At 43.3% G+C, this 13,744-nt stretch carries 7 protein-coding genes; all 7 read right to left on the bottom strand.

Features of this window, described 5'->3' with window-relative positions:
- Positions 1-4 precede the first annotated feature (4 nt).
- Positions 5-1,165 carry a sensor histidine kinase gene (locus tag QNH28_RS27535; protein WP_283909324.1) on the bottom strand — a complete coding sequence of 387 codons (1,161 nt, stop codon included), beginning with the start codon at positions 1,163-1,165 and terminating at the stop codon, positions 5-7.
- Positions 1,166-1,222: 57 nt separating this feature from the next.
- Positions 1,223-3,955 (bottom strand): stalk domain-containing protein, encoded by a 2,733-nt coding sequence (locus tag QNH28_RS27540; RefSeq protein ID WP_283909325.1) that lies wholly within the window; start codon positions 3,953-3,955, stop codon positions 1,223-1,225.
- Between the two features lie 229 nt (positions 3,956-4,184).
- Positions 4,185-8,225, bottom strand: coding sequence for an Ig-like domain-containing protein (locus tag QNH28_RS27545; protein WP_283909326.1), 4,041 nt, complete (start codon positions 8,223-8,225; stop codon positions 4,185-4,187).
- Positions 8,226-8,426: 201 nt separating this feature from the next.
- The gene (gene metK / locus QNH28_RS27550; RefSeq protein ID WP_042192431.1) at positions 8,427-9,629 is read right to left on the bottom strand and encodes a methionine adenosyltransferase; all 1,203 of its coding nucleotides are present in this window, start codon (positions 9,627-9,629) and stop codon (positions 8,427-8,429) included.
- 342 nt (positions 9,630-9,971) lie between these two features.
- Complete coding sequence (locus tag QNH28_RS27555; RefSeq protein WP_283909327.1) at positions 9,972-10,238, bottom strand: alpha/beta-type small acid-soluble spore protein; 267 nt, start codon at positions 10,236-10,238, stop codon at positions 9,972-9,974.
- 153 nt (positions 10,239-10,391) lie between these two features.
- Complete coding sequence (locus tag QNH28_RS27560; protein ID WP_283909328.1) at positions 10,392-10,928, bottom strand: hypothetical protein; 537 nt, start codon at positions 10,926-10,928, stop codon at positions 10,392-10,394.
- Positions 10,929-11,013: 85 nt separating this feature from the next.
- Positions 11,014-13,701: an Ig-like domain-containing domain gene (locus tag QNH28_RS27565; protein ID WP_283909329.1), complete on the bottom strand. Its 2,688-nt coding sequence runs from the start codon at positions 13,699-13,701 to the stop codon at positions 11,014-11,016.
- Between the last annotated feature and the right edge of the window lie 43 nt (positions 13,702-13,744).

Here is a 13,744-nt window from a genome sequence, read left to right on the forward strand (position 1 = left end):
CACATTACTCCTTCCCTTTCTCCACGTTCGTCGGAATGTGGATCACGATTGTTGTCCCCTGATTCTCGGCTGAAATGATTTCCATTCTACCTTCAAGCAGCTCTACACGTTCCCGCATACCTACTAGCCCGAAGCTTTCACGATTGCCCTGCGGATTCTTTAATTTTTGCACATTAAAACCTAATCCATTATCCTTAATCACAATCTTAATTAACTGCGCTTGGTAAGTAATCTCTACCAATACGAAACTCGGGTAGGCATGTTTAGCTGCATTAGACAGAGCTTCCTGGACAAGTCGGTATACCGCTGCCTCCATAGCCGAAGATAGTCGATGTTCCTGACCTCTGGTTTCCAAGGTCGTCCTCAGCTTCGTCTTCTCCTCAAAATCATGCACATATTTCCGCAAAGTCGGAATTAATCCCAAATCATCGAGAGCCATCGGTCGTAAATTAAAGATGACCTTACGCATTTCTTCCAGGCTGTATCGAACCTGCCCTTTCAAATCTACTACTTCGTCCTGCACCAACCCAAATTCCTGCTTTACCAGCATTCTTTCTACAATTTCCGTCCTAAGGACTAGATTCGCCAGCATTTGAGCAGGACCATCATGAATTTCCCGGGCAATTCTCTTCCGTTCTTCTTCTTGAGCCAGGATTATTTTGAGTCCTATCATCTGTCTGTTCTTCGCAGATTCGACAATTCTCGTCACTTGACCTAGTTCTCCCGACAAATATTCGAGCACTACGCTCATTTGCGAACCAATTGACTCTGCACGCTCTACAGAATTTTCGACACTACGTACTCGCATTTGTAATTCATCACGTCTTGATCGAAGATAGACCTCTCTCTCACGCGTCATCATGAGTTCGAGCTGTAGCTCCGTAGCCTTCTCATAGGCAATACGGATATCCTTCTCCGAGTAGCGGACAAAGTCCCGGCTGACCTCTGTCAGCCGGATTCTGGAGCGGTGATACTGCAGCTCCAGCTTGTCTACTTTTTTCAATGTCTCATCCGTTTCGTCCATGACCCGCTGCAGTTCTTTGTTGAGTGCAGCAAGTTCATCACGCGCAACCTGCAATATTTCAAAAATCTGATACTTGCTGCTCTCCATCACGTCGATGGTATTTTTAATCACGCGATCAATCGCATCGGTTTGAAATTCCACGGATGCTTGCCCCTTTTCTATCGAATCATTTTAAAGGTTTTCCTTTATATTAACATATCACGATTCGATAGTTACGGTCTTCGTTTTCTGTTCCCATTTTACAGTTAATCCTAGCTGTTCAGAAACTAGTCTTAACGGTACTAAAGTCCTACCTTGCAAAATAATAGGTGCTACTTCAGCACTCTGACGTTTACCGTTCAGCAGATATTCTTTTTTATTTACGGTAAGATCCAGTGCCTTGGCTCCGCGTAATACCATGATCTTCTTATTCACCTGATCCCAAGTAGCGCTGCCTCCAAAAGCATCGAGTACATACCGAATTGGCACATAAGTACTGCCGTCTTTTACAATTGGAGCTACATCAATAGCTTTCTTATTTCCGTTTACAGTCATTGCCTTCGAGCCAATGCTCATGGAAGCCGTACCTTTCGGTAAGCCTGCATCACTAGAAAGCGATGGCATTGTAAACTTGATATTATCAACGGCAACTGTACCCGTCTTCGCACGTTCATCTTGGCCTTCCTCTACGTTGACTACATAGAGTCTCTTCAGCGTAGCTGGGAATTTGATGCCTGAGCCTGACAAATCAATGTTAATGTTCTTCCAGCCGTTCCAATCGATAATCTTAGCAAGATCCACATAAGCTGTAGCTCCACTGTTGTCTACAAATTCAGCACGCAACCAGTTCAAGCTCATATCGCCCATCACATCAACCGACATCGAAGTTGCAAGCGCTGGAACTGTTTTTCCGCTTGTACCATTAAGCTGAGCATAAGCATACATTTTTCCGCTTCCTGCCGTCATATCATAACTGAGTGACAGCACCTTGGAGCCTACTCTTTCAGCCGTTCCATCCACTATTGTCGCAGTACCTTGTACCGCTGGAACATTGGTAGTAAAGTCGATTGGATAGCTTACCTTCTCGAAATCTTCCCATGTTGTAGCTGCTGCAGTCGATAATACAACCACTGCACTAAATCCATCATAACGAGCAATAGCGTAACCTGTAGTAACCCCTGCATCCACAGCGTTTACAGTAAGCCTGCCATCTTTCACAGCTCCCTTAAAGCCTACAAACTCCCACTTCAGGGCTGAATCCGGAACATTAATAGTTGCTCCACTCTTCGTAGCTGCCGTAACAGGGACGGACACAGTCGTTCCGACTGTCAGCGGCGCTGTAGCTGTACCTACACTCATACTGGATAGATCTTCTCCACCCAGAACTGTAACGGTTGTAGAGGCGCTTGCCACGCCGCTTTTAGCAGTCAAAGTGACAGTACCTGGCTTCACTGCCGTTACTTCTCCTGCACTTACCGTTGCGCTTCCGCCGCTTGATACCCAAGTAGGATTACCTGCTGCTACATCAATAGGGTTATAGTAAGTGTCATAGCCTTTTAAAGAATACGTTGCCTTTTGTCCAACCAGCAGTGCGGAACTTCCGCTTATTTTAATTCCTTTCACTTGACCTTGAGGTGCGCTGGTGTAGACACCAAGCCCGTTAACGATGCTGCGTTGCTCTGTGCCATACTCTGTATTAAAAGTGAGTGTAGTCGAGGTTTCCCCAAGAGGACGGTCTACCATCGTTGTAGAGCCACCTCCATCGAGATTAAGACCTTTCCAGACTCCAATATTCGTCATAAATGATTGCAATTCGGTCAGAGACATCCCTGAACTATTGCCATTTTTCTCAGCAGCTATGATATATACATAACGTCCATCCTGAGAATATCCTAAAGCCGTACGTGCACGATAACCCCCAATACTACTAGTTGAACGCGAGAATGTTGCTGCTTTTCCGTTATTTACTAGAATCGTATGTCCACCGATCATCGTTTGCAGATTTGCAGGATCAAGCGATTGCTGTGTAGTCTTGGATTTCAGGGAATACACACTTGTTACAGGTTGTCCTACCGTCAAATGGGCAGTAACATATCGTGCGGCTAAGCCATGTGCCCGCAAAATATAAGCTCCCTTTGGAACCGCCATAGAAAGTGCAGCATTTTCTGAGATTTGAGTAACTACACCATTCTCAACAAGTACCTCTGTTGGAGTGGTAGAGCTATTTTTAGGACGGTCGAGTGCAGTCCATACATCTGTGTAGATATACATAGCATTAGCATGGCTATATGTAGAGCTTCCGCCTTCAGGACTATAAGCACCTTTATTGATACCGGAGATCTCAAACTGTGCGCCATCTGGTGCGGTTACCATCCCCTCGAAGCTGTACTCGTCAATAATAGGTTTGCGATCTTTTGTCACTGCAAAGGCATACATTCCATCCAATTGTGAAGGAGTAGACACCATGACTCCACCTGACACTTGACCACCGATCGGAGCACCCTCACCGCCTGTATTAAAATAATCGCCATTTACAGCAGCTACGGCTCCAGTTTCTTTAGCCATGCCACCAGTACTTTGCCGTGTAGTCAGGTTTCCACCTTTACCGGTCATCACATCTAAAGAAACATATGGATTGTTAAGATCTACTCGAATGACATCTGCAAGCCCAGAAGCACTCGCCCCAGAACGTGTAGTAGTATATTTATATTTCATCATAATGGCGCCCGAAGTAATCACTTCTTCTCCCAGCTTACTTACTTTAAAAGGAGCTGTGGCTGCAGCTGCGATTGGTGCAGACCCCTGACCAAACAGCATCATACCTTCACTGCCGATTACCGGCATAATCCATAACACACCAGCCAATGAAGCAGCAATCCACTTTTTAGTGGAAGATGATCTTATTCCCCGTACAACCTCGTTACTCTTCTTCTCCATGAAAACTTCATTCATTTCAACGTAACTCTCCCATCTCTTTTGTACTCTTTAAGTCCATATCAAAGTCTGGAAACTGGTTCCTATTTTTCTAGTACTCTTTTAATAGACTGAAAATAAGCCAAAAAGTTGCGAAATTGAGAGATTTCAAGCTTTATAGAGTCAAAACTGTCATCATTAGACGACAAAAAAAAGCCCGACATAATTGCCGGGCTTTACCAATTGTTTGGTTATTTAGAAGAGTTGTTTACAAGTAATCAGCCTGTTTCAGCATCCGTTGTAACATCACGGCAGCTTGAGCTCGGGTGGCATTGCCTTGGGGCCCAAATTCACTTACTGTCATACCTAAAATAATCCCTGATTGCACTGCCTTTGCGACGAACTCCGCGCTTTGATTCTGAATCTTTGCCTTATCCTTGAATTTCGCAAGTGTTGAGGCAGAAGTACCGCTTAGTGTAATAGGATGATTGGTATATTCCATCGCACGGATCATCATGATCGCCATCTGCTCGCGTGTTATATTATCATTCGGACGGAAGGTACCATCCGTATTCCCTGTAATAATTCCCGCCTTAGCCGCTGCACCAATGTAATCTCCAGTTTGTGTGGAAGGCTGCACATCCCGGAAGCGTTGTGCGGTCTCACGATCTCCTAGCAAACCTAGACCTCGACTGAGCATAATAGCAAACTCAGCACGGGTAATTTTTTTCTCCGGATTAAACGCACTACCGTAGCTGCTATCAATAATATTCTTTGCGTTAAGCTCAGCTACGATCGCATTACTCCAATGCTTACCCATATCCGTAAAAGCCCGGGTGGACAAGAAAGTCCCTAATATCTGATTGCCTGTGGTACGAGCACGAATAACTGTATAGTTGCCAACCGTACTGATTTTTGTAGGGAGATAAGCTGCATCGTAATAGGAAAGGTCTAATCTGGCCGCAGAAGTCTGCGCACTATTTAATGAAGAAGTAGTACGCACGGTGTATTCTCCTGGTACAGTGAGTGCCTTGGCATTCGAATAATTACCGCTAACGATCGCCGTCACCCTAACATCCATAAGACTAGTAATAGCTCGCATACCCATTGTTTGCAGCTTTTGCTCAAAAGGTGTAAATGTACCTGCTGGAACTTTATCCAAGCGGAACACGAGCGAAATATTTTTACTGTCCGAAATCAGGCTGCTCGCGAGCCCATTCATATCAATATCATCGAGCCCTACGCTAAATAGATTATCTCCATGACGAATCATGAATTTAGTATTTTTATTTCGGTTCACTGCGTCTAGTAATGGTTTTAGCGGAACAGTCACAAAAGCTGCTTGCTCCGTGGAAGGAACCTCAAATGCCAATATATCATTATTCATCTTATACAGATATTCATAACTGGCAGCTATTCGATCTGCGTTTAAAGTATATCTTTTTACAGATTGATTATATACAGAACGGTCATCCACAATTTGCGAGGAATCGCTCTTTAATAGTGCATACTCTTTTCCAAACTCACTCGTTGCAAGTGCTCCTAGATAGGATGGACGATTTCCAGATCCAGTGGTCACGCCGGTTAGATTCTGAACTGATAACGCTGCAAATGAGGATAGTGTATTCCCACTCAAATCCTTAATCGTACCGGTACCAGACATATAGGACAAGTCCACTGTTTGACCTGTCTTTACAATCGAGGATAACGTTATTTTCAGAATATTGCCTGAGATAGAGTAAGATTGCACTCCCAAGCTGCTTCCATCTGCTCTAACTCCAAACTGATTCGCGTAGAGGGAACCGGATGCCTGCATATTCCTTGCAAAAGTAACTGTTAGCTCGTCACCTGAAACGGTCGCTGAATTAATCTCTGGTATAGTAGTGCCGCTGTTTTCTGAGATGGATACAGGCTGTAGGTTAATATACGCTGCCCGATTCCCATTCAAATCACTTATCCCGGCAGAACCCGGCACATAAGATATAGTCACATTCTGATTCACCGCGAGCGCTGTCTGAAGCGTTAAAGTGACCTGAGTGCCGCTGACCGATACATTAGTCACATAATTAGGCGTGCTGCCCACTAACACAGAGAATTGACTATTCAGTGGGAGATTGGTTGTAGACAAGCCTTCATTATAATTCAGAATGATTTTAGTCCCGCCTCCGGTTGCACTTTGAAACACTGGCGCAATCGTATCGTTACTGTTACGGATATTGAAATCAGTAAAGTCCGCAATATTTTGTCCATAAGAATTCAGCAAAGGATACGAACCTGCATAGTAGGACACCCGAACGTTCTGTCCATTCGATGCTTCACTGCCCAATGTTAAATATACTGTATTGCCACTGGAAGTGATCGAGTTGACCCCAAGTGAGCTTCCATCTGCTGTCACTAGGAACTGGTTATGAGCGTAATAAGAAACCGGCTTTAGTGTATCGTTAAAATTTAATACTACGGATCTTCCCGTGATTCTCCCATCTTTAGGTGTCGGCATGGAGGACTCGATGGAGTTCGTGATCTGTTTAGAGCTAAAAGTGCTTGCTGCATTTCCGCTTGGATCCTGAATTGTCCGCAGTCCGCCATTATAGCTGACCTTCACAATCTGCCCAACAGCTACTCCTGTACTCAGCACCAGATAAGCGCTGTCTCCCTGAATATAAACACTTTCAATCGCTCGATTCTCGTCGTTCACCGTAACTCCAAAGCTTGAGATCAACAGCGCTATGGACGAATTGAGAGACTCATTATATTTCAGACGAATCGTTCGGTTATTCTCAAGCTGTGCTGATGTGAGCTGTGGAGCTGTTTTGTCCAGAGACAAGGTCTTGAAGCTCCATGAATTTTTGCCACTTAACCCGTCATATAGAACGTTGGCATCACTTGCATCTACAAAAGCCCCTTTGGCGATGTCAATGTAATACGTTGAATCACTATCTAACGCTACGGAAGGTGTGATTATATATTCTTTAGCTGTAGTGGTACTCCGAGTAACGTTAACCGGCACCTGAGATCCTCCACTTTTATATAGAGCCACACCATTGGCCACTGCACTGTTGTAATTGACATCCCGATTAAAAGCGATCGAAAAGGATCTGTTGTTAGCTATAGATTCACTTCGATCAGATGGATTCAAAGCACTTACGCCAAGTCCAGTCAAAGATACTGTTGTGAAGGTCCAAGTGTACGGGCCCGAGGCAGGAAATACATTTCCATCTTGATCATAAAAAGCACCCTGGGGGATCGTAACTGTATATTGTGTGCCGTTTAGCAGAGGTGAGACTGATGATGCTGGATTCAATGTTATGGTTCTGCTGCTTCCTCCAGTAACGGCTGGGGAGTTCACATTAAGCCATCTTGTTCTAGCATCGTTAGCTGCCCCTGGAGACACCGTAATTACACCTGATGCAGGCATCATAGGACGGTCAAAAGTGAGCTGTAGCGCTCCTGTGGTAGATATACCGCCTGCACCGTTAGCCGGGGACGGAGTCATTGGAATTTCAGCTACACCTTTTGTAGAGAAACTCCATACATTGCCGCTAGAAATACCAGAGAACGTTCTATTATCAACATCCTTAAAAGCGTAGGCATCAATAAGGACATAGTAATTCCCTCCGGCCGCCAATGCTTTCTCCAGCGTTAATTTAACTGTAGTAGAGTTAGCATCAGTTTGAACGTTAACTCTAGTGTCATCATCCTTTATTCTGAACTCTTGCACTGTTGTATTATCTGCTGAGGACAGGATTCGGATAGAGCCCCCACCTTTTAACAGCTGCTTATTTAGTGTCAGACTAAGTTCCTTTAAACTGCCGGCATCCACTCTTGCATTACTAGCCGGTGAAAAGTTACCTGCCGTGATAGCCGTATTACTCTCTGGAGCGGTGGTAAATGCCCATGAAGTAAGTCCTGATTCATTACCCTCATTATCTTTGAACAATCCTTTGGGAATTGTGACCGTGTATGCCTTATTCGGAGTGAATTGTTGGTTTGGCCCTAACTTAAGCTCGTAATCTTTTGAACTACCAATTAAACCATAACTACCAATAGGAATCGTCACAAAAGGTGTACTATCACCCTGACCCGTGATGGTAATTTCTCCAGCCTGCGGGTTTACTTGACGATCAAAGCTTAGTTTAAGAGATGACCCGATATTTACATAGGTTGCTCCAGGTGCTGGCGACACACTAATGCCAAATTCCGCTGCAGCATGTACTGCCGGTATTCCAATTCCGATAGAAGGATACCCTGCTCCAAGTACCAGTTCTCCTGCTAGAAAAAGTGCCGTCCATATTGAAATTTTTCTTTTCATGCCGTGATAGACTCCTCTCAAACCATACTAACGTCTTTATGTATATTCTTATATTTCGGTTAAAGGGCTTACAAAGTTTAGTAGTCTACTTCTCTATGATTAGAATCAGTCCTATTTCTGTCCGTTACATAAAAATAGCCCGCAAAGCTGACACTAAGTGCCAACTTGCGGGCTTAACGTATTATAAGAACATATAATTAACTACAATCCTGCCTGACCTCTGAGTAATTCCGCTTTATCTACGCGTTCCCAAGGAAGATCAACATCAGTCCGTCCAAAATGGCCGTATGCTGCAGTCTGTCTATAGATCGGTTTACGCAAATCAAGCATGGAGATAATACCCGCAGGGCGAAGATCAAAGTTGTTGCTGATCAGTTGAACCATCTTTTCCTCACTGATCTTGCCTGTTCCGTATGTATCCACATTAATCGAGACAGGAGTAGCTACACCGATGGCATAAGCAAGCTGAATCTCACATTTATCAGCTAGACCTGCAGCTACAAGATTCTTCGCTACATAACGAGCTGCATAAGCTGCAGAACGGTCCACTTTAGTTGGATCCTTACCAGAGAATGCACCGCCGCCATGACGAGCATATCCGCCATACGTATCAACGATAATCTTTCGTCCAGTCAGACCGGCATCCCCTTGAGGGCCACCAATCACAAATCGTCCTGTTGGATTAATAAAATACTTAGTTTCAGCATCGAGCAGTTCTGCAGGAACAACCGGCATAATTACATGCTCTTTAATATCAGCCTGAATTTGTTCAAGAGAAATTTCTTCCGCATGCTGTGTAGATACTACAATAGCGTCTACGCGTACAGGCTTCTCATCTTGATATTCGATCGTAACTTGTGTCTTCCCGTCGGGACGCAAATATTCCAAAGTTCCGTTCTTACGAACTTCAGATAGGCGACGAGCAATACGGTGAGATAAAGCGATCGGTAGTGGCATTAGTTCTGGTGTCTCATTCGTAGCAAAACCGAACATTAAGCCTTGATCACCCGCACCAATATTTGCTGTTTCTTCAGCCAATTGTGCTGGATCACGGTGCTCGAGAGCAGAATTTACGCCTTGCGCAATATCAGCTGACTGCTCATTAAGTGAGCTCAAAACTGCACAAGTATTATAATCAAAACCATATTTTGCACGAGTGTAGCCAATTTCTTTAATGGTATTGCGTACGATGGCAGGAATATCTACATACTCAGATTTGGTACTGATTTCCCCGATCACCAAAACAAGACCAGTTGCTACTGCTACTTCGCAGGCTACACGTGCATTTGGATCATTAGCTAAAAATGCATCCAATACCGCATCGGAAATCTGGTCACAGATTTTATCCGGATGCCCCTCCGTCACGGACTCGGAAGTAAACAAATGACGCCCTTTGATAGACAAGTATAACAACCTCCCTTATGGTTAGTCTGACACTGTATAAGGAGTTCCTTAATAATCACAGGCCAAATTAATAAAAAACTATAAAACAAAGAAACTCAGGAGCCTGTTCTTTTAATGAAGGATGATTGCAGTATTTCATGTTTATATTCACTAAACTCTTCAAAAAAATGAACCTTTCCCATATGGAAAAGGTCTAAGGCTTTCCTCAAAAGTCATATTATCTTATTTGGGAGGTGGTGTCAATTACTCCGAAGCCCCTCCATCACAGTATAAATATTGATTCCACGGTATTAATTAGAAATATCAGATAGGATTAATAAGAATTCCTTCACCCTGATATTATTAAAGAAGAGACTGTTCTGCTTGTTTAATGAGTCTCTTCGTGATTTCTCCGCCAACAGAGCCATTATCTCTTGAACTAAGATGTCCAAGATACTGGCTACGGCCAGAACCACTACCTCCGGTTGCTCCTAATTCAGAAGCAAACTCTGTGTCTGCTCCGCCTCCATAATGCGCTCCATATAAACCAAATTCAGCTGCAATTTCATATTGCATTTGCTTCAGCATTGCCCGACTTTCCGGTACCACTGTACGATTGTTACGTGCCATGTTACAGCACCTCCTGTGAATTTGTAAGATTACAGGAATATTGTGCGTCCAACAGCTACTCTTCAATCGCGCCAATGATTTGTAACTTTGGAAATCAGTTTGAAGGTATGATTAAGTACTTTTACGGGCATTATGAATATATATAATTACAAATTATTTTAGTGTATATCCGCCACGAACCATGACAACAAGGCCAAGGGTTTGTCCTGTTTGCACAGTAATCCCACGACCATCACGAGGGAAAGATAATAAATGGTTAGTCGGCGCAGCTACTCCATTGGCAAGATCCTTACCATCCGTTAAATCAGCAACACCATTTGCATCTTGAGAGTAGATAATCGCTTTACCCGCACGAACGATAAATTCTGCACCCGCGGAAGCAATTAAAGTTTGTCCTGGTTTTACATCGACAATTACGGATTCATTACTGCTAGTAGTCGGGTTTGTTGTAGCTGTTGGAGCTGAGCTTGGGCTCGGTGTAGCTGTAGCTACTGGAGCTGTAACTGTACCACCTGTAAGTGCTTTCTGAATTTGCTGATCTACATAGCTTTTGGTAACCACTGGATCATCTGCTGTGCCAGGCTGTGAACCCACACTTGCACCTTCAGCAGTAACATTCAACAGTGATCCAGCCCATACACCACCAGCCAGTAATACAGCAGCTGTTGTTACTTTCCATACCGATTTCAATGAAGTTCCTCCTCATATGGGGGTAAATGCCTATAAAAAAAGAATAGCCTCCGAAGAGGCTATTCTTGCTTCGTAAGGAAGCTAATTATCTTACAGTGATTGAAGTGTCTTTAACAACAACGTTCAAATCTCCATCAGTGAAGTCAGCAGCATCGCTCACTTTAACAACTAGAGAATCAACAGTGTTCAGATCAGTAATGGCAGTGCCATCAGCAAGACCAGTGATTACCAAATGCAATTTACCAGCATCGGTAGCTGTACCTGGTTCTACTGTGAAGGTAGCAGCTTGTGCTGATTTACCATCTACACCAATAGATACTACGAAGTCAGCTGCAGATACTTTAGCATCAAACTTAATATCGTTAGTGAACTTCAGAGTCAGATAATTAGCTTTAACCGAGTTAATAACTGCTTCAGTCAACTTAGGAGCTGTTGTGTTCTTAAGTTTTGCAGTTGCAGAAGCTGCAGTAGTTGTATCCAATCCATTTCCTGCGGCATCAGAGATACCAACAACTTCAAACTTGTAATCTTTAGTTGTTGTAATTCCGCTTAGTGGAATAAATACATTTACAACAGCAGTGGCTGGTTTAGTAGCAGAATCATTAGCTCCGATTGAAGCTACAACAGGATAAGATCCTGAAGGTAGAGCAACACCATTCAGAACATAGCTGCTAACATCGCGAAGCGAAGCTACATTCAAACCAACGTTATCTTTAGCAGTTACTGTGAACTGATGATAACCAGGTTGTGAGGACGTTGTTTCATAGACTACAGAAGTAACAGTAGGTCTCTTGTCATCGTTAGTAGTGAGTTTTTCAGCTGTAAGAGCAACTGTTGCTGCTTCGGAGGAGTTAGGTGCTTTCGCTTTATCCTTCACCAATCCAGCTGTAATACGAACAGTGTAGTCACCGCTCAAAGTAGTTGCGGTCTTAACTGTCACTTTTGCACCTTTTACAGTCATATTAGCTTGGTTAATTGAATTACCAACAACAGCACCTGTGGATTCATCAATAACGCTAATTGATCCAGTCGCAAGAACAACATCTTCGCTGAATGTAAGCACAATACCGGTAGAACCGTAAGTAGCAGATACTACAGTTGGAGCAGTTGTATCTTTAACCAGAGTAACCGCTTGAGTCACAGCGGATCCAAGTGTATTGCCCAGTGTATCACGAACAGCTGCTTGGAATTGCAATGTACCAGTGAAAGTTCCGGATGATGGGAACGAGAAGTTACTAGGTACTTGCAGTTTAACTGTATCGCTCTCGGTGTCAGTTGTAACAACGCTCATGTTACCAACCTTGTCACCGTCAGCTCTCAGCAAGGAAACATTTCCTTTGAAAGATGCAATGTTAACTTTTTTGTTGAATTTAACATTTACATATTGATCGCTTTCTGGAGTAACGCTAACGATCGTCGGAGCAGCTGTATCAGCAACTACAGTTACACTTGTTTTAAGTGTGCTTGCAACGTTGCCAGCAAAGTCAGTAACCTTATTGAATGCTACATCATTAACTGAACCACTTTTCAGTGCAGTAGTTGTAGTCAACTTGAATGTATCAGCAGATTCTCTTGTTACTGTTGCAAAAACACCGTTAACAGTAGCAGTAAAACCGTATTGTTTTACAGGCTCACTGAATTGTACGAATACTTCTTTAGTAGATTCTTTAGCTACGGAATTAATAGCCTTAACTGTAGGAGCTACTGTATCAGCAACTGTCAACAGATTAGTGTAAGCAGCAACTTTAGTTCCAGCAGCTGTCAGAACGCTGTCACTTACTACTACAGTGTATTGTCCTTTCAAGTAGTCAGTTTCAACTTTATTGAAAGTGATTGTAAGCTCAGTACCAGCTTCATTCAAGCTTGCACTTGAACCAGCAACAGTTACAGCAGTTCCATTAACAGGAACAACTTTAACAGCGTCAGCGATCAATTTTCCATCTTCAATTAAAGAATCAGCACTAATTGCACGGTTGAATTTAACAACCAGTTGTTTAGCGTTTGGAGCTTCTACGGACAGAACCTTAGGAGCTGCCAAAGTTACTTTAGTAGTGTAGTCATGATTATTGTGTTTGAAGGAAATTGAAGTTTCAACGCCTTCTACAAGTGCAGTAGTCAAAGTTACAGTAGTAGTAGTTTTGTCAGAGAAAGTTACAACTACGCTAGTTGGGCTTACTGCTTCAGCAGAAGCTACAGTAGGAGCTGCTTTCAATTGATCAACTGCATAAGCAGTTTCAACTACCAAAGAACGGCTAGCGTTAGCTTTGAAGTTAGTGTCTTTAGCAATCAGACCAGCATCGATTACTGCTTGAGCATAACCTTTAGCCCATGCAGATGCACTGTTGTCAGATGTTGCTGGAGTTTCAAGTTTCAAAGCGCGGAACAATACAGCCGCTACTTCTTCAACTGTTACTTTACCGTTGTAGTCGAAGATACCTTTAACAGTATCTTTACCTTGCATCAAGTTAGCTGCAGTAACAGCTTCGATGTAAGGAACTGCCCAGTTACTAGCGTTGTAACCTTTGTCTTTGTAAGACAATTTGTTAGTTACTTCAGTAAGATCGAACAATTTAGTAACGATCTTCGCGAATTCAGCGCGAGTAAGATCTTTTTCAAGGTGAGCTTTACCATCAGGGTACCCATTGAGAATACCTTTTGCTGCCAAAGCGTCAAATTTTTGTTGCGGAGTTGCTGCTGCGTCACCAAACGCTACAGAGGCAAACATTGAGAATGCCATTGCTGTAGATAATGCTACGGATAAAATTTTCTTCATAACCTTTTTTTCTCCTCCTTGGACGTTCATAAACTGAGATTTT

Source organism: Paenibacillus sp. G2S3 (genome assembly GCF_030123105.1).
GTDB lineage: Bacteria > Bacillota > Bacilli > Paenibacillales > Paenibacillaceae > Paenibacillus_AQ.